The sequence below is a fragment of the Microbacterium sp. EYE_78 genome, assembly GCF_023149035.1.
In the GTDB taxonomy this organism is placed as follows: domain Bacteria; phylum Actinomycetota; class Actinomycetes; order Actinomycetales; family Microbacteriaceae; genus Microbacterium.
In genome coordinates this window covers 808,145-832,736 of sequence record NZ_JAHXMY010000001.1, presented here as the reverse complement: position 1 = coordinate 832,736, position 24,592 = coordinate 808,145, and the positions used below count along the sequence as shown (strand labels likewise).

Annotated in this window: 23 protein-coding genes and 1 tRNA gene; 15 read left to right on the top strand and 9 right to left on the bottom strand. The window is 70.3% G+C overall.

What is annotated here, in order from left to right:
- Positions 1 to 9 precede the first annotated feature (9 nt).
- On the bottom strand, positions 10 to 546 hold the full coding sequence (locus KZX17_RS03975; protein WP_248170637.1) for an FHA domain-containing protein: 537 nt from the start codon (positions 544 to 546) through the stop codon (positions 10 to 12).
- A complete protein-coding gene (locus KZX17_RS03970; RefSeq protein WP_248170638.1) occupies positions 543 to 1,268 on the bottom strand; it encodes a DUF3662 and FHA domain-containing protein in 726 nt (241 codons plus the stop codon). The genes KZX17_RS03975 and KZX17_RS03970 overlap by 4 nt, the downstream gene beginning before the upstream one ends.
- A gap of 143 nt (positions 1,269 to 1,411) precedes the next feature.
- On the opposite strand from KZX17_RS03970, the gene KZX17_RS03965 reads away from it, so the two are divergent.
- A tRNA-Leu gene (locus tag KZX17_RS03965) sits at positions 1,412 to 1,495 on the top strand.
- Between the two features lie 100 nt (positions 1,496 to 1,595).
- On the opposite strand, the gene KZX17_RS03960 is transcribed toward KZX17_RS03965, so the two are convergent.
- Positions 1,596 to 1,976 (bottom strand): MmcQ/YjbR family DNA-binding protein, encoded by a 381-nt coding sequence (locus KZX17_RS03960; RefSeq protein WP_248170639.1) that lies wholly within the window; start codon positions 1,974 to 1,976, stop codon positions 1,596 to 1,598.
- A gap of 167 nt (positions 1,977 to 2,143) precedes the next feature.
- Between KZX17_RS03960 and KZX17_RS03955 the strand changes: the two genes are divergently transcribed.
- Positions 2,144 to 2,350 (top strand): cold-shock protein, encoded by a 207-nt coding sequence (locus KZX17_RS03955; RefSeq protein ID WP_064002832.1) that lies wholly within the window; start codon positions 2,144 to 2,146, stop codon positions 2,348 to 2,350.
- A gap of 36 nt (positions 2,351 to 2,386) precedes the next feature.
- On the opposite strand, the gene KZX17_RS03950 is transcribed toward KZX17_RS03955, so the two are convergent.
- Positions 2,387 to 3,067, bottom strand: a complete 681-nt coding sequence (locus tag KZX17_RS03950; RefSeq protein ID WP_248170640.1) for an HAD hydrolase-like protein — start codon at positions 3,065 to 3,067, stop codon at positions 2,387 to 2,389.
- Positions 3,068 to 3,125: 58 nt separating this feature from the next.
- Between KZX17_RS03950 and nucS the strand changes: the two genes are divergently transcribed.
- Positions 3,126 to 3,815, top strand: coding sequence for an endonuclease NucS (gene nucS / locus KZX17_RS03945; RefSeq protein WP_248170641.1), 690 nt, complete (start codon positions 3,126 to 3,128; stop codon positions 3,813 to 3,815).
- An 18-nt stretch (positions 3,816 to 3,833) separates the two neighbouring features.
- On the opposite strand, the gene KZX17_RS03940 is transcribed toward nucS, so the two are convergent.
- Positions 3,834 to 5,051 carry an MFS transporter gene (locus tag KZX17_RS03940; protein WP_248170642.1) on the bottom strand — a complete coding sequence of 406 codons (1,218 nt, stop codon included), beginning with the start codon at positions 5,049 to 5,051 and terminating at the stop codon, positions 3,834 to 3,836.
- A gap of 65 nt (positions 5,052 to 5,116) precedes the next feature.
- On the opposite strand from KZX17_RS03940, the gene KZX17_RS03935 reads away from it, so the two are divergent.
- From KZX17_RS03935 to mnhG, 7 genes are all read left to right on the top strand, one after another.
- Entirely contained in the window at positions 5,117 to 6,157 is a 1,041-nt protein-coding gene (locus KZX17_RS03935) for a LacI family DNA-binding transcriptional regulator (RefSeq protein WP_248170643.1), read from the top strand.
- A gap of 82 nt (positions 6,158 to 6,239) precedes the next feature.
- Positions 6,240 to 9,158, top strand: coding sequence for a Na+/H+ antiporter subunit A (locus KZX17_RS03930; RefSeq protein ID WP_248170644.1), 2,919 nt, complete (start codon positions 6,240 to 6,242; stop codon positions 9,156 to 9,158).
- Positions 9,155 to 9,676, top strand: a complete 522-nt coding sequence (locus KZX17_RS03925; RefSeq protein ID WP_248170645.1) for a Na(+)/H(+) antiporter subunit C — start codon at positions 9,155 to 9,157, stop codon at positions 9,674 to 9,676. Before KZX17_RS03930 ends, KZX17_RS03925 begins: the two co-directional genes overlap by 4 nt.
- The gene (locus KZX17_RS03920; RefSeq protein WP_248170647.1) at positions 9,673 to 11,244 is read left to right on the top strand and encodes a Na+/H+ antiporter subunit D; all 1,572 of its coding nucleotides are present in this window, start codon (positions 9,673 to 9,675) and stop codon (positions 11,242 to 11,244) included. Before KZX17_RS03925 ends, KZX17_RS03920 begins: the two co-directional genes overlap by 4 nt.
- Positions 11,234 to 11,842 carry a Na+/H+ antiporter subunit E gene (locus KZX17_RS03915; RefSeq protein WP_248170648.1) on the top strand — a complete coding sequence of 203 codons (609 nt, stop codon included), beginning with the start codon at positions 11,234 to 11,236 and terminating at the stop codon, positions 11,840 to 11,842. Before KZX17_RS03920 ends, KZX17_RS03915 begins: the two co-directional genes overlap by 11 nt.
- Positions 11,839 to 12,111, top strand: a complete 273-nt coding sequence (locus tag KZX17_RS03910; RefSeq protein ID WP_248170650.1) for a monovalent cation/H+ antiporter complex subunit F — start codon at positions 11,839 to 11,841, stop codon at positions 12,109 to 12,111. Before KZX17_RS03915 ends, KZX17_RS03910 begins: the two co-directional genes overlap by 4 nt.
- A complete protein-coding gene (mnhG, locus tag KZX17_RS03905) occupies positions 12,108 to 12,464 on the top strand; it encodes a monovalent cation/H(+) antiporter subunit G (RefSeq protein WP_248170651.1) in 357 nt (118 codons plus the stop codon). The genes KZX17_RS03910 and mnhG overlap by 4 nt, the downstream gene beginning before the upstream one ends.
- Before the next feature lies 1 nt (position 12,465).
- Here the strand turns inward: mnhG and KZX17_RS03900 are convergent, their stop codons facing one another.
- Genes KZX17_RS03900 through KZX17_RS03890 form a run of 3 tightly spaced genes read right to left on the bottom strand, consistent with a single transcriptional unit; the run spans position 12,466 to position 15,646 of the window.
- Positions 12,466 to 14,361: a YhgE/Pip family protein gene (locus tag KZX17_RS03900; RefSeq protein WP_248170653.1), complete on the bottom strand. Its 1,896-nt coding sequence runs from the start codon at positions 14,359 to 14,361 to the stop codon at positions 12,466 to 12,468.
- The gene (locus KZX17_RS03895; RefSeq protein WP_248170654.1) at positions 14,358 to 15,038 is read right to left on the bottom strand and encodes a hypothetical protein; all 681 of its coding nucleotides are present in this window, start codon (positions 15,036 to 15,038) and stop codon (positions 14,358 to 14,360) included. Before KZX17_RS03895 ends, KZX17_RS03900 begins: the two co-directional genes overlap by 4 nt.
- Positions 15,035 to 15,646 (bottom strand): helix-turn-helix domain-containing protein, encoded by a 612-nt coding sequence (locus KZX17_RS03890; RefSeq protein ID WP_248170655.1) that lies wholly within the window; start codon positions 15,644 to 15,646, stop codon positions 15,035 to 15,037. The genes KZX17_RS03895 and KZX17_RS03890 overlap by 4 nt, the downstream gene beginning before the upstream one ends.
- Positions 15,647 to 15,751: 105 nt before the next feature.
- Here KZX17_RS03890 and KZX17_RS03885 point away from each other — a divergent pair, with 105 nt between their 5' ends.
- Entirely contained in the window at positions 15,752 to 18,037 is a 2,286-nt protein-coding gene (locus KZX17_RS03885; RefSeq protein WP_248170656.1) for a beta-galactosidase, read from the top strand.
- A gap of 33 nt (positions 18,038 to 18,070) precedes the next feature.
- On the opposite strand, the gene argG is transcribed toward KZX17_RS03885, so the two are convergent.
- The gene (argG, locus tag KZX17_RS03880; protein ID WP_248170657.1) at positions 18,071 to 19,501 is read right to left on the bottom strand and encodes an argininosuccinate synthase; all 1,431 of its coding nucleotides are present in this window, start codon (positions 19,499 to 19,501) and stop codon (positions 18,071 to 18,073) included.
- A gap of 339 nt (positions 19,502 to 19,840) precedes the next feature.
- On the opposite strand from argG, the gene KZX17_RS03875 reads away from it, so the two are divergent.
- The 4 genes from KZX17_RS03875 to KZX17_RS03860 all read left to right on the top strand — a co-directional run bounded on the left by KZX17_RS03875 (position 19,841) and on the right by KZX17_RS03860 (position 24,566).
- Entirely contained in the window at positions 19,841 to 20,821 is a 981-nt protein-coding gene (locus KZX17_RS03875) for an ABC transporter substrate-binding protein (protein WP_248170658.1), read from the top strand.
- Positions 20,822 to 20,902: 81 nt separating this feature from the next.
- Positions 20,903 to 22,495, top strand: coding sequence for a sugar ABC transporter ATP-binding protein (locus tag KZX17_RS03870; RefSeq protein WP_248170659.1), 1,593 nt, complete (start codon positions 20,903 to 20,905; stop codon positions 22,493 to 22,495).
- Positions 22,492 to 23,541 (top strand): ABC transporter permease, encoded by a 1,050-nt coding sequence (locus KZX17_RS03865; protein WP_248170660.1) that lies wholly within the window; start codon positions 22,492 to 22,494, stop codon positions 23,539 to 23,541. Before KZX17_RS03870 ends, KZX17_RS03865 begins: the two co-directional genes overlap by 4 nt.
- Positions 23,538 to 24,566: a sugar ABC transporter permease YjfF gene (locus KZX17_RS03860; RefSeq protein WP_248170661.1), complete on the top strand. Its 1,029-nt coding sequence runs from the start codon at positions 23,538 to 23,540 to the stop codon at positions 24,564 to 24,566. The genes KZX17_RS03865 and KZX17_RS03860 overlap by 4 nt, the downstream gene beginning before the upstream one ends.
- The last annotated feature ends 26 nt before the right edge of the window (positions 24,567 to 24,592 follow it).

The window sequence follows — 24,592 nt, the reverse complement described above, 5'->3', positions numbered from 1 at the left end:
TTCGGGCCGTTACTTCCGCAGCTCGAAGGTCGTCGCGCCGACCTTGATCGGTGCGCCGACGACGATCGGGACGGGGGATGCCACGCGCTGGCCGTCGTGCCAGGTGCCGTTCGTGGAGTCCAGGTCCTGCAGCATCCACTGCTCGCCCCACAGGACGAGCCGTGCGTGGTGGCTCGACGTGTAGTCGTCCCGGATCACCAGTCCGGACTCGCTGGAGCGCCCGATCGTGAGCGGCTCATCGCCCAGCGGGAGTTCGAGACCGGCCTTGGGTCCGCTCGTGATGACGATGCGGGCGACCGTGTTGACGGTGGCCTTCTGAGGACCCGACGGTGCGGACGCGCGCGGCGTCACGGGCGTCACGATGGAGGTCTCGGCGTTGGCGGGGGCGGTCGCGATCGGCCCGGGCGCCGCCGTGGCGGGCTCGGGCATCTTCCGCACCTTCACCCCGAACAGGTCGGCCCGCAGGGAGTAGACCACTGCGAAGACGAAGAACCACAGCAGGATCAGGAATCCGACCTGCAGCAGCAGGAGGGTCAGTTCACTCACGGCTGGCCTCCGAGGTCGAAGAGTCGGGTCGCGGCATCCCCCGGCTTCGGTGGCGCCGACTGCGCGACGACGCGGAAGACGATGCGCGTGCGGCCGATGGTCACGACGGAATCGGGTTCGAGGCCCGCCTCGGAGACCTTCTGGCCGTTCAGCTGCGTGCCGTTGGTCGAGCCGAGGTCGCGGACCATCGCGCGGCGCCCGTCCCACAGGATCTCGACGTGGCGCCGGCTCGTGCCGGCGTCGGGGATGGTGATGTCGGCATCCGACCCGCGACCGATGACGGTGCGGCTCTTCACCAGCGGGTGCCGGTTGCCGTCGATCTCGACGACGCCGTGCCACGACACCTCTGCGGCCGCAGCGGACCGCGAGTCGACCCGGACGGTGCCGGTCGTCAGGGTCTCGTCCGCGTTGACGGCGAGGGTGACGGGACCGGCGAAGCTGTAGTTCTGGGCTTTCGCATGCCCCTCGACGAGCTGGAGGAGCTCGTCCTTCAGCGCCCCGCCCAGGGCGCCCATCCGCTCGTGGTCTGCGGGAGCGAGACGCACCACCAGCGTGTTCGGGACGAGGATGCGGTCGCGCGAGACGACGGCGGCCTTCGCATCGAGTTCGGCGCGCAGTGCAGAGGCGATCTCGACAGGCTGCACACCGCTGCGGAAGGTCTTGGCGAACGCACCGTTCACGGCGCGCTCGATTCCCTTCTCGAAGCTGTCAAGTAGTCCCACGGGGCTCCTCAGGCAGTCTGGACCGGTGCTCACATGCTAGTTGTCGACCCTGGCAGGGTCTGGGGAACAAGGCTGCGCGCGTTTCTCCGGCGGGCTCGCGCCATGATATCCTCGGAAAGTTGATCCCGCGGCGACGCGGGTTCGCGCGAGTGGCGGAATAGGCAGACGCGCTGGCTTCAGGTGCCAGTGCCCGAAAGGGCGTGGGGGTTCAACTCCCCCCTCGCGCACAGACAGTGCGACACGAAGCCGGTCGGTGGTGAGAACCCCGACCGGCTTCATCGTTCCCGCGATGTCCCGATGGCGCGCCTGGTGCGACGCGGCATCCCTTCATCTTCGACCGAAGAGCTCGGGATCCACGGGACGCACCCGCCGAGGCAGCCCCGCGACGACGAGGCGGTAGGACTCCGTGACGAGGTCGGTGACGAGGTCGCCGTCGACGCCGGTGCCGGGGCGGACGCTGATCCAGTGGCGCTTGTTCATGTGATAGCCGGCGCTGATGGCGCCGTGCATGCCGCGGAGGGCGATGCCGTCGTCCGGATGGGTCTTCAGCGTGACGATGGGGTCCGCGCCGAGGTCGGTGAGGAGCATGAAGACCTTGCCGCGCACTTTCCAGACATCCCACTCCGGTCCGAAGGGATGCGTCAGCTCGGCACCCGGCAGTTCCTCCGCACGCGCGGCGGCGGCTCGCTGGATCGCGCGTCCGTCCACAGGTCACTCCTCTCTCTTCTCAGTCCCGCGACGCCCGAGCGACGGCCGCATGACCATCCGGCAACGTTTGTGTCACCTTCCTACTCGGGGGGAGACACCGCGAGGCATGGCGGCTAGGTTGGGAGCGACCGGCGCAACAGTCGTCGGCACTATCAGTAAGGCAGTTCATGAGCGTCAGCGGTACCGTCAAGTGGTTCAACTCGGAGAAGGGCTTCGGGTTCATCGCTCCCGATGAAGGCGGCGCCGACGTCTTCGCCCACTACTCGGCCATCGAGTCCTCGGGCTACCGCTCGCTGGAAGAGAACCAGCGAGTCGAGTTCGACATCGCACAGGGCCCCAAGGGCCTGCAGGCGGAGAACATCCGTCCCCTCTGAGTCCTCTCAGATCTGAGTCTTCTCAGATGTGAGGTCTCAGACCTCGTCTTCGAGAAGGAGCAGGCGGCGGAGTTCGGCCACCGTGTCGACCGCCGCCTGCGCCCCTTCTGACTCGTGGGGCCAACTGAAGCCCCACCGCACGAAGATGACGGGCACGTCGTTGGCGGCTCCGCCGTCGATGTCGTGGTGCCGGTCGCCGATGAGGATCGGCCGACTCGTGTCGACACCTGCGGCAGCGAGTCGGCGCAGGGATTCCGCGACGATGTCGGCCTTCGACGCGAGCGTCTTCTCGTCCGGCGTCGCGCCGGCCATCGCCTGCATGTGCTCGGACAGGCCGAAGTGGTCCATCAGCGCGACCACCTGGATCTCCGGCTTCGAGCTCGCGGTCGCCTGCGGGATGCCGCACGCCGCGAGCTCCGCGATGAGCTCCCCCACGCCGGGGTAGACCCGCGCGCGAGCGGTGTAGCCGTCGGCCTTGCCGAGCGCCCGGTAGTACGCGACGGCCTCGGTGGCCTCTTCCGGCGTCATCCCGACGTTCTTCTGGAACGACTCGTACATGGGCGGTCCGATCCAGTGGACGAGTTCCGCACGCGTCGGGGCGGGCCGTCCGAAATGGGTCAGGCACCGGTCGAGTCGGCTGAGAATGCCGTCGGAGGCATCCACGATCGTTCCGTCCACGTCCCAGAGGATGCAGGACCAGGGGGAGCGTGACGTCATGCGACCAGCCTATGGGCTTCGGCCGATGCAGCCGGATGCCGCGGGTAGGCTCGTCGCCGTGCGTCTCGTCATCGCCCGCTGCTCCGTCGATTACACCGGCCGTCTCAACGCGCACCTCGCGCTCGCCACGCGGCTGCTGGTGCACAAGGGGGACGGCAGCCTGCTCGTCCACTCTGACGGCGGCTCGTACAAGCCGCTGAACTGGATGAGCCCGCCGTGCACCCTCACGGTCGTGGAGCCCGGTGAAGAGGACATCGACGTGATCGAGAAGTGGCGGGTGACGCACGCGAAGACCGGTGACGCGCTGACCGTCCGGATCTACGAGGTGCTCCACGACTCATCGCACGAGCTCGGCATCGACCCGGGCCTCGTGAAGGACGGTGTCGAGGCCGATCTGCAGCGACTGCTCGCCGAGCAGGTCGGTGTGATCGGCGAGGACCTGACCCTGGTCCGACGCGAGTTCCCCACGGCGATCGGGCCGGTCGACCTCCTCCTCCGGAACCCTGCGGGAGGAACGATCGCCGTCGAGGTGAAGCGTCGTGGCGACATCGACGGCGTCGAGCAGCTCACGCGCTACCTCGAGCTGCTCGGTCGCGATCCGCACCTCGCGCCGGTGACGGGTGTCTTCGCCGCGCAGGAGATCAAGCCGCAGGCGAAGGTCCTTGCCGCGGACCGCGGCATCCGCTGCGTCACCCTCGACTACGAGGAGATGAAGGGCATCGAATCGGGCGCCCCGCGCCTGTTCTGACCCGCCGCTTCTCGGTCGTCAGTGCCCGGTGCCGCGCGTGCCGGGCAGCGGTCGCGCAGCGGCTGATGCCAGCCCCGAGGCCGCAACGAGCCCCGCGATGATGAACAGCGTGTTCAGCAGGCCGACGTGGTCGCTGATCACTCCCAGGATCGGCGGGCCGCAGAGGAACGCGACGTAGCCCACCGTGGCCGCAGCGCTGACGCGCGCGGCGGCCTTCGCGGGATCGTCCGCCGCCGCCGACATGCCGAGCGGGAACCCGAGCGAGGCGCCCATGCCCCAGAGTGCTGCGCCGACGAAGACGAGCGGAAGGTCGTCGGCGAGGATGAAGAGCAGGATGCCGACGACCGCCGTGACGGCGAGCACGCGGAGCGTCGCGACACGGCCGAACCGGTCGACGAGTGGCCCGCCCAGCAGGCGGAGGACCGCCATCGCAACCGAGAAGACGGTGAGCGCGAGTGCGCCCTGCTCCTCGGCACCGCCGTGGCCCTGGGTCACGCCGAGCGCCATCCAGTCGTTCGCACCGCCTTCGGCGAAGGCCATGCCGAGCATCACGACGCCGAGCGCGTAGGTGCGCGGCTCGCGCCACGCGGAGAGCGAGACGCCGAGTCGCTCCCGCCACCCGGCATCCGCCGCGGCGTCGTCGCCGCCGAGATCGCGCTGCGGCACGTACGCGAACGCGACCACCGCGATGACGGCGATCGCGAGCCCCGCCGACGTGGCGTGCACGAAGACGCTCACACCGCTCGCGGCGGCGAGGGCGCCGAGTCCCGCGCCGATGACGGTCCCGAAGCTGAAGAACGCGTGGAACAGCGGCAGGATCGTCTTGCCCACCTGCACCTCGATCGCGGCGCCGTCGACGTTCATCATCACGTCCAGCGCCCCGTTGCCGAGGCCGAACAAGGCGAGACCGACCAGGACGAGCGGGAGCGAGCCGACGAGGTCGGTTCCGACGCCGATGAGGACGAGTCCTGCTGCGAAGGTCAGCATCATGAGCAGCATCCCGCGGCGGGTGCCCAGCCGCGCGATGAGGACGGATGCGAGCGAGAGCCCGAGGATGGATGCCGCGCCCGCTCCGAGCAGCAGAAGCCCGATCGTCGAGTTGTCGACGCCCAGGGAGGACCGGATCGAGGGCACCCGAGAAGCCCACGTGGCGATGCTCAGGCCGCTGGCGGTGAAGATCGCGAACACGGCGAGGCGCCAGGCCAGCAGGGAGGCGCGGGTCGACGTCGATGTCATGCCCTCAGGGTACTGCCGTCGTCGAAACGATTCGACCCGATAGGGGTGCCCGTTACGATCGGTGCATGACCTCCCGGCGCGCGACGATCGCCGACGTCGCTCGCGAAGCCGGCGTCTCGCCATCGACCGCCTCGGTCGTCTTCAGCGGCAAGGTCTCCGTCTCGGAGGCGACGCGAGCACGCGTCACCGCGGCGGCGGAGGCGCTCGGCTACACAGGACCCGACCCGCGCGCGGCGTCGCTGCGGACGGGACGAGCGGGGATCGTCGCGGTGCTGTTCCGAGAGCGCCTCGCCTCGGCCTTCCTCGACCCCGTCACCAGCTCGGTGATGGACGGGCTCAGCGAGGCCATCGCACCCGTCGGCGCGGGGGTGCTCCTGCTGCACGACGAGGGCACCGTCGCCTCCGCCCCCACCCTCACCTCGGCGCCCATCGACGCGGCCGTCCTCATGGGGTTCAGCGACGCCCAGCGCTCCGCCGTCGACGTCGTCCGCGGTCGCGGCATCCCCGTGGTCGTCGTCGAAGGCGACGCCGGGCCCGAGGTCCCTCGGATCCTCCTCGACAACACCGAGGCGCAGCGAGCGGCGGCCGAGCACCTGCGCTCCCTCGGGCACCGCGAGGTCGCCGTCGTGACGCTCGCCCGCGACGCCGCGCGGGTACGCGGATTCGTCTCGGACGGCGACGAGATCGTCGTCCCGGTGACGCGCGACAGACTGCGCGGCGTCCGAGAGGTCTTCCCCGAGGCGCCTGCCTATGCCGCAGCCGAGAGCTCGATCGACGAGGGGTTCGCTGCGGGTCGAGTGCTCCTGGCCGGGGCGCGACCGACGGCCGTCCTGGCACAGAGCGACCTCCTCGCGGCCGGGGTGATCCGCGCGGCCGAGGAGGCCGGGCTCCGGGTTCCCGAGGACCTCAGCGTCACCGGGTTCGACGGCATCCTCGTCGACGGCCTCGCTCCCTACGAGCTGACCACGCTCGTGCAGGACTCCGGGGCGAAGGGTCGCGCGGCGGGCGAAGCGGTCGTGGCGATGCTCGACGGCAGGCAGCCGGCATCCCTCACCCTCAGCTGTACATTCCGGCGGGGGAACACGACCGCGCCTGTATCCGGCTGACCTGAGAGCCCGCCGGGCGCCACCTTGGACCCAGCCGGTAGACTGGACGTCTCGACCCCCGCGATTTCCTGAGGAGGCCAGGTTGCTGATCCTCCTCCTCGCGTTCGCGCTGGTGCCGCTCGTGCTGCCGGTGCTCGTCGCGCGGTGGGGGTCCCGGGTCTTCCTCGTCGCCGCCGTCGTGCCGATCGTCGCGTTCGTGCACACGGCGATGCAGACGCCTCGCGTCCTCGCCGGAGATATCCCCTTCGAGACATACGTCTGGATCCCCGACCTGCAGGTGCAGCTGTCGATGCGGATGGACGTCCTCGCCTGGGTGATGGCGCTCATCGTCACCGGCGTCGGCGCCCTCGTGATGATCTACTGCCGCTGGTACTTCGCAGGGAAGAAAGAGGGGCTCGCCACCTTCTCGGCGGTGCTCCTCGCTTTCGCGGGGGCCATGTACGGCCTCGTGCTGACCGACGACATCGTCGTCCTCATCATGCTGTGGGAGGTCACGAGCGTCCTGTCGTATCTGCTCATCGGCTTCTATCATCGGCGCGGCGCGAGTCGCCGTTCAGCGTTGCAGGCGCTCCTGGTGACGACGCTCGGCGGACTCGTGATGCTCATCGGCGTCGTCATGCTCGTCGTGCTGTACGGCACGACCAGCATCACGGCGATGATCGAGGCGGGTCCGATCTTCGAGGGCGGCGAGGCCGTCGCTCTGAACGCCGCGATCGTGATGCTGCTCGTCGGAGCGCTCAGCAAGTCCGCCATCTTCCCGTTCCACTTCTGGCTTCCCGGAGCGATGGCCGCGCCCACCCCGGTCAGCGCGTACCTGCACGCGGCCGCGATGGTGAAGGCCGGCATCTACCTCATCGCCCGGTTCGCACCTGGCTTTGCCGAGACCGAGCCCTGGCGTCCGATCGTCCTCGCCCTCGGCCTGTTCACGATGCTCCTCGGCGGGCTGCAGGCCCTCCGCGAGTCCGACCTCAAGCGCGTCCTCGCCTTCGGCACGGTCAGTCAGCTGGGCATGCTGACCGTCGTCCTCGGGTACGGCGAACGGAATTCGGCGCTGGCGGGCCTCGCCCTGCTCGTGGGGCATGCGCTCTTCAAGTCCTCGCTGTTCCTGATCGTCGGCGTCATCGACCGCCAGCTGAACACGCGTGACATCACCGAGCTCTCCGGCGTCGGGCGGCAGGCGCCGACGCTCGCGACCTTCTCGATCATCGCCATCGCCTCGATGGTCGGCGTCGCGCCGACGGTCGGCTTCGTCGCGAAGGAGGCCACGCTGACCTCCTTCCTCGAGGGAGGGACGGATGCGGCGGCCCTGTTCCCGCTGATCGGCATCGTCCTCGGCTCCGCGCTGACGGCGGCCTACGGCATCCGTTTCGTGTGGGGTGCGTTCTGGACGAAGAAGGATGCCGCGGGCACAGCCAAGGAGCGCACCGAGTGGCCGGACCCGCCGCTCGGCTTCCTCGTGGCGCCGATCCTGCTGAGCGGCCTCACGATCGTCGCCGGCGTGGCGTCCCCCCTGCTCGACGTCGCACTGACCGGGTACGCCGACACCATCCCGCTCGACGAGGGGGGCAAGCCGTACCACCTGGCGCTCTGGCACGGATGGGAGCCGGCGCTGTTCCTCTCGATCGGCTCGATCCTGCTCGGCGCAGCGCTGTTCTGGGTCTTCCAGCGCATGCGGTGGACGCGGCGCCTGCTGCCCTTCACGGCGAATGACGCCTACAACGTCAGCCTGCGCGGCATCGCGCGGCTGTCTGTGTGGACGACGTCGCTCACGCAGCGCGGCTCGCTGCCCTTCTACGTGGGGACGATCTTCGTCGTGTTCATCGCCGCTGAGGTGACGGCGCTCGCGGCCGCCGGTCCCGCGTGGAAGGTCGCCTTCGACGCGTGGCAGAGTCCGGCGCAGCTCATCGCCGCGCCGATCATGATACTCGCGGGGTTCGTCGCAGTCCGTGCGCGCAAGCGCTACACCGGAGTCGTGCTGGTCTCGGTGACGGGCCTCGGCATGGTGCTCCTGTTCGCGACGAGCGGCGCCCCCGATCTCGCCCTCACCCAGATCCTCGTCGAGACGGTGACGCTGATCGCCTTCGCGCTGGTGCTGCGCCGCATCCCCGCGCGCCTGGGCGACCACAACGCCTCGGTGCTGCCCGTCGTCCGCGCCGTCCTGGGCATCGGCGTCGGCGTGACCATGGCGGCGATCGCCCTCATCGCCACGGGTGCGCGAGTCGCCGACCCGATCTCCGATCCCTTCCCGGGCCTCGCCTACGACATCGGGCACGGTCGAAACGTCGTCAACGTGACCCTCGTCGACCTGCGCGGCTGGGACACGATGGGCGAGCTGTCGGTGCTGATCCTCGCCGCGACCGGTGTCGCCTCGCTCGTGTTCGTCACCAACCGGGCCGACTCGCTGTCGTCATTGCCCGCCCTGCCGAACCGGTCGCGGGTGCGTCGGCCCCTGGTGGAGACGGCGGAGGGGCCGCGCCCGCGGTCCGCGGCGCCGGAGTCGACCCGGCAGACGTGGCTCCTCGGCGGGCTCAAGGTGAAGCCCGAGAACAGGTCGCTCATGCTCGAGGTGATCGTGCGGGTGCTGTTCCACTCGATCATCGTCGTGTCGTTCTACCTGCTCTTCGCCGGGCACAACCTCCCCGGCGGCGGGTTCGCCGGCGGACTGGTGGCCGGCATGGCCCTCGTGATGCGGTACGTCGCGGGCGGACGGTTCGAGCTCGGCGTGGCCGCGCCGACCGACGCCGGACGGCTGCTGGGTGCGGGGATGACCCTGGCCCTGGCGTGCGCCATCGTGCCGCTGTTCTTCGGCGCGGCGCCGCTCACGAGCACCTTCTGGGAGGCGGAGATCCCGCTGTTCGGTCACGTGGAGTTCGTCACCTCGACCATCTTCGACGTGGGCGTCTACCTCGTCGTGATCGGTCTCGTCCTCGACGTGCTGCGATCGCTGGGCGCCGAGGTCGACCGGCAGACGCAGGCGCACCGGGAGCGTGTGGGCGCATGACCGTCTCGCTGGTCCTCATCATCATCATGGGCGCGCTGTTCGCCGCCGGTGTCTACGCCATGCTCGAGCGGAGCCTGACCCGCGTGCTGATCGGCTTCCTCCTGTTGGGCAACGCGGCGAACCTCTTCCTCCTGGTCGTCATGGGCGCTCCGGGGGTGGCGCCGTTCTACGGCGACGCCGACAGCCCCGAGGGGTTCAGCGACCCGCTGCCGCAGGCGCTCACCCTCACCGCGATCGTCATCACGTTCGCCGTCTCGGCGTTCCTGCTCGCCCTCATCTACCGGTCATGGCAGCTCGGTCAGGCCGACACCGTCGCCGATGACGAGGCCGACCGCGAGGTCCGCGAGCGCGGCACGCGCGACGAGGAGACGATGGACGACGAGATCACCGACGAGGACGACGACGCCACGACCGACTTCATCGGGACGGAGACCTCGCCCATCGTGATCCTCCACGCGCAGGACATCGCCGAGCTCCGCGACGACGCGCCCGTCGATCGCCCGCGAGGTGACCGATGAGCGCCCTCGTCCCGCTTCTGGTCACCCTGCCGCTGCTCGGCGCGGGGATCGCGCTCATCTTCGGCCGCCGCCGCCGGGTGCAGGTCGGCGTCTCGATCGTCACGCTGACCGTCGTCGCGATCATCGCGGGGGTGCTCCTGTACGCGGTCGACGCGAACGGGATGCCGCTGGCCGTCTCGGTCGGCGGGTGGCCGATCCCCTTCGGCATCGTCCTCTACGTCGACCGCCTCGCGGCCCTGCTGGTCGTGGTCTCGAGCATCGTGCTGCTCGCCGTCCTCCTCTTCTCCGTCGGGCAGGGTGCCGCCGACGGCGACGAGGAGACGCCGGTCTCGATCTTCCACCCGTCGTATCTGATCCTCGCCGCCGGCATCTTCAACGCGTTCATCGCGGGCGACCTGTTCAACCTCTACGTCGGGTTCGAGATCCTGCTCGTGGCGTCGTACGTGCTGATCACCCTGGGCTCGACCGAGTCCCGCATCCGCACCGGCGTCGTCTACATCGTCGTCTCGCTGGTGTCATCGATCCTGTTCCTCGCCGCGATCGCCGCGATCTACGGCGCCCTCGGCACCGTGAACATGGCGCAGCTCGCCGATCGGATGGGGGAGCTGCCCGACGAGGTGCAGCTCGTCCTGCACCTGATGCTGCTGCTCGCCTTCAGCATCAAGGCCGCCGTGTTCCCGCTGTCGTTCTGGCTGCCCGACTCGTACCCGACCGCGCCGGCGCCGGTGACGGCGGTGTTCGCGGGTCTGCTGACGAAGGTCGGCGTCTACGCGATGATCCGCACCGAGACGCAGATCTTCCGCGACAACGACGTGAACCAGCTGCTGCTGATCGTCGCCCTCGCCACCATGGTCGTCGGCATCCTGGGCGCCGTCGCGCAGGCCGAGCTCAAACGCATCCTGTCGTTCACGCTCGTCAGCCACATCGGCTACATGATCTTCGGACTCGCCATCGCGACGCCGGAGTCGCTCGGCGCGACGATCTACTACATGGTCCACCACATCGTCGTGCAGACGACGCTGTTCCTCGCGGTGGGACTGGTCGAGCGACGCGCGGGGTCGACCTCCATCCTCAAGGTGAAGGGCCTCATGCGTGCGGCCCCCGTGCTGGCGGTGCTCTACTTCATCCCGGCCATCAACCTCGGCGGGCTGCCGCCCTTCTCGGGATTCATCGGCAAGTACGCCCTGTTCGACGCGGGGGCCGCGGTCGGGACACCGCTCATGTACGCCGTCATCGTCGCGGGCATCATCACCTCGCTCCTCACCCTCTACGCCCTCATGCGCGCCTGGAACCTCTCGTTCTGGCGCGAGGAGGAGGACCACTCCGAGGAGTCCGGCGTCGCCGACCGCATCTCGTACCTCGACGACGCACCGGCGGCAGGCATCCAGACCGAGCGTCGTGTCATCCCTCGCATCATGACCGCATCGACCGCCGGCATGGTGGCGGTCACCCTCGCCCTCACGATCTTCGCCGGTCCGCTGTACCGGCTGTGTGCGAGCATCGGCGAGGCGCTGCCGTACCCCGTCACCCTGACCCAGCTTCAGGAGGAGGTGGGCGATGGGAACTGAGGTGCGCCGCAACGCGCTCACCGCCGTGTGGCGTCAGCTGCCGTTCTTCGTCTGGCTGATCGCACTGTGGATGCTGCTGTGGGGGCAGTTCACGCTGCTCGCCTTCGTGACCGGTCTCGTCATCGCCGTCTTCGTGACGACCGTGTTCCGGCTGCCCCCGGTGGAGCTGTCGGGCCGTCTCAACCCCTGGTGGCTGATCGTCTTCGTCGTCCAGTTCGCTTTCGCCCTCGTGAAGGGCTCCCTGGTGGTCGCATGGCAGGTGCTCGACGTGCGCAGGCAGCCGGGCGTCGCGGTCGTCGCGGTGCCCTTGGTCACCGACGACGACCTGATCATGGCCCACGTAGGGGTCACGGCATCCCTCATCCCGGGGTCGCTCGTCCTCGACGCCGACCGCGACCGTCGCATCCTCTACCTGCACGTGATCGGCGCCTCGACCGACGCGGAGGTCGAGCGGCAGCGGCACATGGTGCAGCAGTGGGAGGAGCGGCTCGTGCGCGCGGTCGGGTCGCACGCGCAGCTGGAGGCCGTCCGCGAGGCGCGCGCACGGCGCGCGCACGGCGCGGATGCTCGGGATGCCGCGAAGGGGGAGGCCTCGTGACCGCCGTTCTGATCATCGTGATCGCCGCCGTCTTCGGCGTCGCGGCGCTGCTGACCGTCTGGCGGATCATCGTCGGACCGTCGATCCTCGACCGGGCCGTCGCGTCGGACGTCCTGCTCACGCTCCTCATCTGCGTCCTGGGCGCGGAGATGGCCATCAACCACCACACCCGGACCCTGCCGGTGCTGCTCATCGTTGCGGCCGTCGGCGTGTTCGGGTCGATCTCGATCGCGCGCTTCGTCGCCCGCCGGGACGGAGCGGACCGATGACCGAGATCCTCCACGTCGTCTCGCTGCTCCTGATCCTCGTAGGCGCGATCCTCTGCCTGACAGCGGCGATCGGGCTGCTCCGGTTCCGCGACGTCCCCACCCGGCTGCACGCGGCGACCAAGCCGCAGGTGCTCGGACTGCTGCTCATCGCGATCGCCGTGGCGATCGAACTGCAGTCGTGGGCGGTCGCCGCGTTCCTCGTGCCGGTGCTGCTGATCCAGTTCGCGACGGCTCCGCTGTCGGCGCACATGGTGGGCAGGCAGGCCTACCGCAACGGGACGATCGACCGGCAGCACCTGCACGTCGACGAGCTGGCCGACGCGAAGGAGACGCCGCCCGCCGCAGGCGGCTGACTCAGCCGATCAGGCTCGGCTGCAGGTCACGCATGGTGCGCCGATGCGTCATGCGGGTGACGCCGAGGATCGCGAGCACGAGCGCGCCGAGCATCCAGGCGGCGAGGACCGCGGCATCCGCCCACGCCCTCGAGGCGTCGCCGCCGTACATCACCTGCCGCATCGCGTCGACGACGTAGCCCATGGGCAGGACCTGGTGGAGCGCCGCCAGCGGCGCGGGGAGGGTCTGCCAGGGGAAGGTGCCGCCGGCGGTCACGAGCTGCAGCACCATCAGCACGAGGCCGACGAACTGCCCCACCGAGCCGAGCCAGACGTTCAGGGCCAGGATGATCGCCGCGAACGTGGCCGAGGCGAGGAGCAGGATGCCGAGGGTCGGGAGGGGATGGGCGAAGGCGAAGCCGAGCGTGACCGAGAGGACGCCGAACAGCGCAGCCATCTGCACCGCTCCGAGGACGGCGGGCGTCGCCCACCCCGCGAGGGCGACGCGGACGGGGGAACGGAGCGCCGTGACGGCGCGTCGGGAGACCGGCTTGACGATGAGGAACAGCGCGTAGATGCCGATCCAGCCGGCGAGGGCTGCGAAGAAGGGGGCGAGTCCCGCGCCGTAGTTCTGCGCCTGCGTCAGCGCGTCCTCCGAGACGCCGACCGGGTCGCCGAGGGTCGCCGCCTGCGCCGCGCGGGTGCCGTCGTCGTCGTCGGGGAGCTCCGCCGCCCCGTCGCGCAACCCGTCCCGCAGGGCGGTGGCGCCGTCTTCCAGGCGATGGATGCCGGAGGCCAGCGTCGTGGCCCCATCGCTCAGTCGCTGGGCGCCGTCGTCGGCCTGCGCCGCGCCGCGCGCCAGGTCGTGCGCGCCGGCCGCGGCCGTGCCGGCGCCCGCGGCGAGCTCCGCGCTGCCGGTCGCGACCTGCGCGGCCCCGTCGTCGAGTCGGTCGATGTCGGACACCGCGGACTGGACGCGGTCATCGAGCGCGGCGACCCGGTCGCCCAGCGGGTCGAGGGTGTGCAGGACCTCCGCGATCCGGTCGTCGCCGAGCCCCTGCTCGCGCAGTGCCGCCGCGAGGTCGTCGCGCACGCCGGGGACGGCCGAGGTGACGGTATCGGATGCCGCACCCACCCGGTCGGCGACCTCGCGCAGCTCGGCGGTGCCGCTCGCGACCTGCTCCGCCCCGTCCGAGAGGGTATGCAGATTCGCGGCGATCGAGTCGACGCCGTGGGCGAGGTCGGCGGAGCCGTCGCGGAGGGCTGCGGTGCCGCCGGCGAGGGTCGCCGCGCCGCGCCCGAGGTCGTCGGCGCCGGTGCCGGCGGTGATGAGACCGTCGGAGAGCTGCGTCGCGCCGTCGGCGGCGTCGAGGAGATCGACCCGGATAATGTGCAGGGCGTCGAGCATGGTGAGCCCGGCCTCGCGCACGACCTTCTCGGTGATGGTCGAACGGATGCGCTCCACCGTCTGCGCCCCGATGGTCGAGGCGAGGTAGTTGTTCGCGTCGTTGGTCGTCAGATCGATGGCGGCCTGATGCGGGTCCGCGGTCGCGATCGAGGCGACCGAGGCCGTGAAGTCGGCGGGCAGGGTCACGGCGAAGTCGAACGCCCCGTCGCCGAGACCCCGCTCGGCGGCTGCGGCATCCACTTCGTGCCAGTCGAAGGTGCCGTCTTCGACCAGGTCGGATGCGACCTCGTCGCCGAGGTTGCGGGTGTCGCCGTTGAGCTCCGCGCCGTCGTCCTGGACGACGAGGGCGACCGGGACCTCGCTGAGGTTGCCGTAGGGATCCTGGTTCGCCCACAGGTACAGACCGCCGTACAGGACGGGGACGAGGACGAGCGCGATGAGGGCGATCACCCGCATCCGCGTCGAGGTGAGACGCCGGAACTCTGCGGCGAACATGGCGGGGATCTTCATCGGGGGGTGCCTTCTCGGGAGGTCTGGGCATGGTGCGAGCGCAGGGCGGCGCCCGCCCGCATCCGGACGCGGCGACGATGCGTCGGCGCGGGCCGGCGGAGCGCGCTCGCCGCGGCGACGCCGGCGATCACGAGGACGGCGTAGCCGCGGTCGGCGAACGTCTGGGCGATCCGCCACCAGTGCGCCGGGTCGCCGCCGTGACGGTCGGGGGAGACGAGGACGAGTGCCTGGACCGTCGGACGGAGCGCGGCCAGTTCGAGGAGCATGCGGATGCGGTCGTCCGCCGGCACCTCGGCCATCGGCGTGCCCGCCAGCGACCGGAGGCCGTGCTCGTCGAGCCAGCGGCGGGCCGCGATCGGGTCGGATCGGCGCCCGGCGAACATGAGCTCCTCCTCCACGACCCCGGCGACCGTGACGTCGGGCGCCGGATCGTTGACGTCGGGCGCGTCGATGAGGGCGGCCGTACGGCGCAGCCGGCGCGCGCTGCGCCGGCCGTCGATCTTCGCGGTGCCGCCGGACGGACGCATCCGCCCGGACGCGATCAAGCCGAGCACCGACGGGCGCTGCTCGGTCTCGGCCGTCGCGAGGACCACGCGTCCGGTCTCGATCACGAGCGAGGTCGGCGCGAGGATGCTGCCGCCGCGTCCCTTGGAGACGGCGTCGAGCTCGATCCTCACGACCGCGCGGTCCGGAGCACGGCGTCGGCCTCACGCCAGCTGAGCCCCGCCACGCCGAGGATGGCTCGTGCGGCGACGTCTGCGGCATCCGGCCGGGCGCCGTCGAGGCGCGTGACCACCGTGCGTGCCGCCTCCTCGATCAGGCGGGCGACGGTGGGGGCGGACAGATCCGTGCGGAGGGTGCCCTCGTCGCGACCGCGTTCGACCAGGCGCAGCACGCGGCGGCGGAGCGGGGTCAGCACGGCGGCCGTGTCGCCCACGTGCGTGTCGTCGAGCGCGATCGCGGCCGCGAACTGGACGTGCGCCGCGCCGTCCCAGAGCGAGAGCGCGAGGCGCGCGAGCACCACGGGGGCGGAGGCGGTGTCGTCGACCCGCTCGGCGATCGCGTTGAAGCGCTCGGCACCCGTGGCGATGAGCTCGCGGACGAGCGCGTCGCGGTCGTCGAAGTGCCCGTACAGGGCGCGGCGACTGAGCCCCGCGGCGCGGGCGATGGTGTCGACCGAGGCGGTCGGGTCGTGCGCCAGGGTCCGCGCGGCGGCCGAGAGCAGTCCCAGACGGTTGGCCGCGGCATCCTTTCGCGCGCGGCGGGGAGAAGCGGTGTCTGTCACCCCTCCAGAATAGGAACGTGCACACACGTGTGCAACTTCATTCGGCAGATGCACAGCGTCGCGAGATCGGTTGATGTAACCGTTTACCGCGGTTAGCGTCACACGATGCCGACACCCGTCACCGCTCCGGTCGACCTGCGCACCGATCTCGTGGTCTCGGGGGAGGTGCACTACTTCCGGCTCGACGCCGACCAGTGGGCCGATCGACTCGACACCGCCGTCCGCACCGGCGTCACCGCGATCGCGACGTACATCCCGTGGCTCGTGCACGAGCTCCCGGGCGGCTCCGTCGACTTCGGCGACCGCCACCCCCACCTGGACCTGCCGCGCTTCCTCGACCTGTGCGCGGAGCGGGGGCTGTCCGTCATCGCTCGGCCGGGTCCCTTCGTCATGGCCGAGTTGAAGAACGAGGGGCTGGGGTATTCGGTGATCCGGCGGCATCCTGAGATCCGCTGCCCGGGCTGGCGCGGCGAGATGCGCCCCGAGACGATCGTCGACTACCTGCATCCCGCCTATCTCGAGGCCGTGCGGGGGTGGTACGACGCCGTCATCCCGATCCTCGGGGCGCACGCGGTGTCGCGTGGCGGACCCGTCGTCGCGGTGCAGCTCGACAATGAGATCGGGATGCTGCCTTGGGTGACGAACAGCCCCGACCTCTCGGACCGGACGGTCGCCGAGCTCGTCGAGACACTCGTCGCATCGACGTCGACGGCGGACGTGCAGGCGCGGTACCGGGTCGGCGACACGTCGTTCGACGTCACGGATCAGTCGACGTGGGCGCCCGCGCTGCGGAGCCCGAACGAACATCAGGTGCTGGCCCTGCACCGCGATCTGGGCCGGTTCACGCGGGACCGGTACGCGCGCTACACCGGCCTGTTGGCCGAGTGGATGCGGGAGCGCGGCGTCGGCGCCGAGGTGCCGCTGCTCGTGAACGTCCACGGCTGCTGGGGCGACCGGGCGACGATGTTCCCCCTCGGCATCTCGCAGCTGCACCGCACCTGGGCGGACGGCGAGGTGATCCCCGGGAACGACATCTACATCGGCGACCTCGACCTCGACACACTCCCCGGCCTGTGGGTCTCGAACGCGTTCCTGGCCGCGACCTGCCGCCCCGGGCAGCCGTACGGCGTGCTGGAGTTCGAAGTGGGGTCGGGCGACTACGGCGAGGCGCTCGACGTGACGACGGGACCGGAGGCGGCCGCGCTGAAACTGCAGCTGTCGATCGCCCAGGGCGCATCCATCGTCAACTACTACCTGCTGGCCGGTGGTCGGAATCCGATGCTCTTCGAGCCCGCCGGCGACGGCAACGACCGCATCGCCTTCACCGGGGAGCGCCACGGGTTCGCCGCGCCCATCCGTCCCGAGGGCGACCTCGCGCCGTGGTTCGACGAGACGACGCGGCTGACGCGGGCGGTCGCGGACCAGGCGCAGACCCTGCGTGCGGCGCGGCCGGAGCGGCCGCCGGTGGCGATCGGCTTCGTCGTCGATCACTACATGACGGAGTACCGTGTTCCGGGGTCAGCGCGTGAGGCCGCGTTCGTCGCGGACCTCGAGCGATTCCGGGGATCCGGCGCCCGCGAGATCCTGACCCGCGCGCTGGTGGTCGGCGGACACGCCCCGAGCGCGACGCTGATCGACGGGCCGGCGGCGTTCGACGGCCTGCCGACGGATCAGATCCTCGCGCTGTCGCCGACGCCGTACCTCGACGACGACATCCAGGGTGCGCTCGTCACCTGGGTGCGACGCGGAGGGCGGCTGCTGCTGTCCGGGCCGCTGCCGCAGCACGATCTCGAGGGCCGGCCCGCCACGTCGCTCATCGACGGCCTCGGCATCGACATCGGCGTCCGCGACGAGTCGGGCCTGCACGCCATGACGTACGCGGCGACCCCGGGGCGCACGCCGTTCGTGGCGGCCGCGACCGTCGACGGCCGGCCGGCGTGGGACGGTGCGGAGGTCGCGGTCGGGTTCGCCCATCCGCTCTCGCTCCGCGACCCCGCCGCCGAGGCGACGGTGCTCGCGCAGCTCGCGCGCAGCGGCGAGCCGTGCGTGCTCGAGGTCGGTGTCGGGAGCGGCCGCGTGGTGCTCGCGGCCGCGGACCTGCCCTGCCTGCCCGGCATCTGGGACGCGGTGCTGTCCCGCCTCGGCGCCGAGCCGGCCGTGCGGATCACGTCCGACAGCCGCGGCGTCGTCGTCGTGCCCTGCCGGACCCCCGAGGGGGTCGAGGTCGTGCACGCGATCAACGTGTCGCCCTGGGACACCGACCTCACGCTCGAGCGCGACGGGCGTGCGCTGCTGCGCGAGCCGCTGACGCTGCCGCGCCGGGCGGGCGCGTGGTTCGTGCGCCGTCCGGGCGAGGAGTACGCCGCGCCCGGCTGGGTCGGCGGCCGGTAGACGCCGAGGGGCGGCGACGCCGGCGAGGGGGTGTCAGTCGGCGCCGAAGTCGAAGGACGCCGAGTCCCCCGCCTCGTCGATCGCACCCGCCAGCTCGTCGACCTCACCGGAGTTCCCGGTGATGGCGTCGGCGCCGCCCTGCTCGAGCTCGCCGACCAGGTCGGCGGTCGCGCCGCCGATCATGCCGAGCGACACGAAGTGCTCGAGGCGGGCGCGCGAGTCGGCGATGTCGAGGTTGCGCATCGTCAGCTGACCGATGCGGTCGGTCGGACCGAAGGCGGCGTCACCGACGCGCTCCATCGAGAGCTTCTCGGGGGAGTACGACAGGTTGCGGCTCTCGGTGTTCAGGATCGTGTAGTCCTCGCCGCGGCGCAGACGCAGGGTCACGGTGCCGCTGATCGCGGAGCCCACCCAGCGCTGGATCGACTCGCGCAGCATGAAGGACTGCGGCTCGAGCCAGCGTCCCTCGTACATGAGGCGACCGAGGCGTCGGCCCTGCTCGTGGTAGGTGGCGAGGGTGTCCTCGTTCAGGATGCCGTTGACCAGGCGCTCGTACGCGATGAACAGCAGCGCCATACCCGGCGCCTCGTAGACGCCGCGCGACTTCGCCTCGATGATGCGGTTCTCGATCTGGTCGCTCATGCCGAGGCCGTGGCGCCCGCCGATCTCGTTCGCCGCCATGACCAGGGCCACGGCATCCGCGTACTCGACGCCGTTGATCGCGACGGGCCGTCCCGCCTCGAAGGTGACCGACACGTCTTCGGTCTCGATAGCGACCTCGGGGTCCCAGAACCGGACGCCCATGATGGGCTCGACGATCTCGAGCGAGACGTCGAGGTGCTCGAGGGTCTTGGCTTCGTGGGTCGCGCCCCAGATGTTCGCGTCGGTGGAGTACGCCTTCTCGACCGAGTCGCGGTACGGGAAGCCGTGCGCGACGAGCCATTCGCTCATCTCGGTGCGGCCGCCGAGCTCCGTGACGAAGTCGGCATCCAGCCACGGCTTGTAGATGCGCAGCGCCGGGTTCGCGAGCAGGCCGTAGCGGTAGAACCGCTCGATGTCGTTGCCCTTATAGGTGGAGCCGTCGCCCCAGATGTCGACGCCGTCCTCCTTCATGGCACGGACGAGCATCGTGCCCGTGACGGCGCGGCCGATCGGCGTCGTGTTGAAGTAGGTGCGTCCGCCCGAGCGGATGTGGAAGGCGCCGCAGGAGAGGGCGACGAGGCCCTCCTCGACCATCATCGGCTTGCAGTCGATGAGGCGGGATCCCTCGGCCCCGTACTGCAGTGCACGGCCGGGGATGGAGGCGATGTCGTCCTCGTCGTACTGGCCGAGATCGCCGGTGTACGTGAAGGGGACGGCGCCCTTATCGCGCATCCACGCGACCGCGACCGAGGTGTCGAGACCCCCCGAGAAGGCGATGCCGACGCGCTCGCCGACGGGCAGGGACTGGAGGACCTTCGACATGGTCTCCATCCTATCGAGCGGGCCGTCAGCGCCGCGGCGGGGTTACGCGCGGGCCGTATCGCGGGAATCTCCGACGACGCGCCGGTGAGTGGATGCGGTGTGACGCCGCGTCGCAAGGGATCGCCGCCGACCGGCGCAGCGATGTGAGTGTTCACATGTGCAGGGGCCGTCGCACAGGTCGCACCGGACGAAATTCGACGCGCGACTAGTGCGTTACCCGAATGTTATCGCTCACAATCTTGTGCCCGCGAAAATGTGAAGGCTAACATTCGAGCATCCGGAGGCCATGGCGGCCCGGAACACCGGCGGTGAGCCGGACCCGAACAAGGAGGTTTTGGGATGAAGAAGAGTGTTTACGCGGCCGCGGCCATGCTGGGGGCGTTCGCACTGGCGATGACGGGATGCGCCGGTGGCGCGACGCCCGCGGCGGGCGGTGGCGGCGGTGACGACGTCATCACGATCGGCTTCGCGCAGACCGGATCGGAGTCGGGTTGGCGCGCCGCCAACACCGAATCGATGAAGAGCGCCTTCTCGGCGGAGAACGGTTTCGAGCTGATCTTCAACGCCGCGGACAACAAGCAGGAGGCGCAGATCTCCGCGGTCCGCAACTTCATCAACCAGGGTGTCGACGCCATCGTCATCGCCCCGATCACGGTCGACGGCTGGGACGACGTCCTGACGGAGGCGAAGGATGCCGGCATCCCGGTCGTCCTCGAGGACCGCACCGTCTCGGCGAGCGAAGACCTCTACGCCTCGTGGGTCGGGCTCGACTTCGAGCAGGAGGGCCGCACCGCCGGCGAGTGGGTCAAGGAGAACTTCGACGGCAAGGGCGCGAACCTCGTCGTCCTCGAGGGCACGACGGGATCCTCGGCCGCGCTCGACCGGGCGACCGGCTTCGACGAGGCGATCGCGGGCACCGACGTGAACGTGCTCGACTCGCAGACGGGTGACTTCACCCGTGACGGCGGCAAGAAGGTCATGGAGGGCTACCTCCAGAAGTACGGCAAGGACATCAACGTCCTCTTCGCCCACAACGACGACATGGGCCTGGGCGCGCTCGACGCCATCAAGGCCGCGGGTCTGACCCCGGGCAAGGACATCCAGATCGTGACGATCGACGCGGTGAAGGACGGCATGACCGCCCTCGCGAACGGCGAGTTCAACTTCATCGTCGAGTGCAACCCGCTGCTGGGTGACAAGGCCGCCGAGCTCGTCAAGGCTGTCGTCGCCGGTGACGAGGTCGAGAAGCGCACGATCGTGGAGGATCAGTCGTTCACGCCCGAGCAGGCCGCCGAGGTCCTCGACTCCCGCCCCTACTGATCCCGGAACCCTGCGGATCACCGAACCACCGCCGGGGACCGGATTCCGGTCCCCGGCGGTCATCACGGAAAGGCGCGCTTCATGGTCGATGTCGCAGCCACGCCGGTCTTCCCGGCCACCGCCCCGCCGCGCGACGAGGTCGTGCGGATGCGGGACGTCACCATCCGATTCCCCGGGGTGCTCGCGCTCGACGGCGTCGATCTCACGCTCCGCTCCGGCGAGGTCCACACCCTGATGGGCGAGAACGGTGCCGGCAAGTCGACGCTCATCAAGGCGCTCACGGGCGTCCACGCGATCGACGGCGGGACGATCGAGGTCGCAGGCGAGCAGCGGGTGTTCCGCTCGACCGCCGACGCAGAGGCATCCGGGATCTCCACGGTGTACCAGGAGGTCAACCTCTGCACGAACCTGTCGGTCGGCGAGAACGTCATGCTCGGCCGCGAGGTGCGGCGGGCGGGCTTCATCGACTGGCGCGCCACCCACCGCGAGGCGACGCGTCATCTCGCCGCCCTCGGGCTCGACATCGATCCGCGCTCCGCCCTGTCGTCCCACTCCATCGCGGTGCAGCAACTCGTCGCCCTCAGCCGCGCGACGGTCGCTGACGCCCGCGTGCTCGTCCTCGACGAGCCGACGTCGAGCCTTGATCGCAGCGAGGTCGAGCAGCTCTTCACCGTCGTCCGCGGCCTCCGCGACCGCGGTGTCGCCATCCTCTTCGTCACGCACTTCCTCGACCAGGTCTACGAGATCTCCGACCGCCTGACGGTCCTTCGCAACGGCCAGCTGGTGGGGGAGTACCTGCCCGCGGAGCTTCCCCGTGGCGAGCTCATCGCCAAGATGATCGGCCGCCAGCTCGACGAGCTCGAAGCCCTCTCCCGTACGTCGGAGCGCGAGATCGACCGCAGCGCGACGCCGGTCCTCCGCGTCGCCGGGCTCGGCCGCAAGAACGTCATCGAACCGGTCGACATGGCGGTGTACGAGGGCGAGGTCGTCGGCATCGCGGGCCTGCTCGGCTCAGGCCGCAGCGAACTGGTCCGCCTCGTCTACGGCGCCGACCGCGCCGACGCCGGCACCCACGAAGTGCGGGGGGATGCCGCGCGCATCACGACCCCGCGGAATGCGATCGACAAGCGCATCGCCTTCTCGAGCGAGGACCGTCGCGCCGAGGGCATCATCGCCGACCTCACCGTGGCCGAGAACATCGTCCTCGGCATCCAGGCGAAGCGCGGCGCGATGCGTCCCATCGGCCGCGCCGAGCGCGACGCCATCGTCTCGGAGTACATCTCGGCGCTCGGCGTCCGCCCCGCCGACCCGAACGCGCTCGTCCGCAACCTCTCGGGCGGCAACCAGCAGAAGGTCCTGCTCGCGCGATGGCTCGCCACCGCGCCGCAGCTGATCATCCTCGACGAGCCGACGCGCGGCATCGACGTCGGCGCAAAGGCCGACATCCAGCGCAAGGTCGCCGAGCTCGCGGCCGAGGGCCTCTCGGTCGTCTTCATCTCCTCCGAGCTCGAGGAGGTGGTCCGCATCGCCCAGCGCATCGTGGTGCTGCGCGACCGTTCTAAGATCGGCGAACTGGACGCCGCCGACGTGACGGTCGACGATCTGGTCGCCCTCATCGCGCAAGAGTCCGGCGAGACGACGTCGTCTCGCCTCAACCCGGAGACAGCGGCATGAACCCGACCCTGAAGCGCTTCCTGGCGCACCGCCTCGTCTGGCCGATCGCGGCACTGCTCGTGCTCGTGATCGTCAACACGATCGCGAGGCCCTCCTTCATCTCGATCACGGTGCAGAACGGTCAGCTGTACGGTCCGCTGATCGACATCCTGCGCAACAGCGCGCCGCTCATGCTCGTGGCTCTGGGCATGACCCTCGTCATCGCGACGCGCGGCATCGACCTCTCGGTCGGCGCGATCATGGCGGTCTCGGGTGCCGTCGCGCTCACCTACATCTCGGCCTCGCCCGCTCCCGAGGACCTGTCGACCGTCCTCATCGCGATCGCGCTCGCCGTCTTCGTGGCGTTGCTGCTCGGGGTGTGGAACGGCTTCCTCGTCGCGGTCGTCGGCGTCCAGCCGATCATCGCGACCCTCGTGCTCATGCTCGCCGGTCGCGGCGTCGCCCTCCTCATCACGGGCGGCTTCATCACGACCATCACGAGCGCGCCCTACCGCTTCATGGCGCAGGGCTACCTCGTGGGCCTGCCGTTCGCCTTCTACGTCTCGGTCATCGCGATCGTCATCGTCGCCGTGCTGCAGCGCCGGACCGCCCTCGGCGTCCTCACCGAGGCCGTCGGCATCAATCCCGAGGCAAGCCGCCTCGCGGGTGTGCGCTCGCGCGGCATCATCTGGGGCGCGTACGCGGCGAGCGGCCTGCTGGCGGGGTTCGCCGGCATCCTCTATTCGTCGAACATCATGGCGGCCGATGCCAACGCGGCGGGCCTCTACATCGAGCTCGACGCGATCCTCGCCGTCGTCCTCGGCGGCACGAGCCTCATGGGCGGCAAGTTCACGATCGCCGGCACCGTCGTCGGCGTCTTCACGATCCAGACGCTCAAGTCGACGATCACCTTCCTCGGGGTGCCGCCGGCGGTCAGCCCGCTGTTCCTCGCGATCGTCGTGGTCATCGTGGTGCTCGTCCAGTCGCCGCGGACGCGGTCGCTGTTCGCGAAGGGGGCCGATGCCGTCCGAGGCGGCGGCCGTCGCACTGCGGAGGTGGCCTCGTGAGCGCCGTCACCGCCGACCTCGGTCGCACCGGCGGGTTCGCCGACACGATCCAGCGCTTCCGCAGCCGGCACGCCTCGTGGGTGCCCGTGTTCGCCGCCGTCGTCATCCTCGTCGCGATGCTCATCGGGGCGCAGGCCTACTTCGGCAACTTCGTGACCCCGCGCGTGCTGTCGGCGCTCCTGCTCGACAACGCGTACCTGCTGATCCTCGCGGTCGGCATGACCTTCGTCATCCTCACCGGCGGGATCGACCTCTCGGTCGGCGCGGTGATGGCGTTCACCGGGATGCTGGGTGCCAGCATGCTGAGCCAGGGGATGCCGGTGGCCCTCGTCATCCCGGTCATGCTGGTCCTCGGTGCCCTGATGGGCCTGTTCGTCGGGGTGCTCGTGCAGTACTTCGGGGTGCAGCCGTTCATCGCGTCGCTCGCGGCGATGTTCGCGGCCCGCGGGCTCGCGTTCATGGTGAGCCTCTCCTCGATCCGCGTCGAGGAGCCGGCGATCCTGTGGCTGCAGTCGACCCGCATGCAGGGTGGCCCGGGTAGCTTCTACATCACGCCGACCGGCATCCTCGCGCTCGTCGTGGTCGTCGTCGGCATCCTGATCCTGCAGTTCACGCGGTTCGGCCGGACGATCTACGCGATCGGCGGCAACGAGCAGTCGGCGCGCCTGATGGGTCTGCCGGTCGTGCGGACGAAGCTGCTCGCCTACGTCATCAGCGGGGTGTGTGCGGGACTCGCCGGCGTCGTCTTCACGGCGTACACCGGAGCGTCCTACCCCCTGAACGGCATCGGGACCGAGCTCGACACCATCGCCGCGGTGGTGATCGGCGGCACGCTGCTCACGGGCGGCAGCGGCTTCGTGCTCGGCTCCATGATCGGCGTCTTCGTCTACGGCACGATCAAGACGGCGATCTCGTTCCTCGGCGTCGACCAGTCCTGGACGCGCATCACGATCGGCGCGCTGCTGCTCGTCTTCGTCGTCGTGCAGCGGCTGCTGGTCGCGCGGACGTCGCGAACGTCGCGGTGAACCTCGGGGGAGGCTCGCCGCGGGCA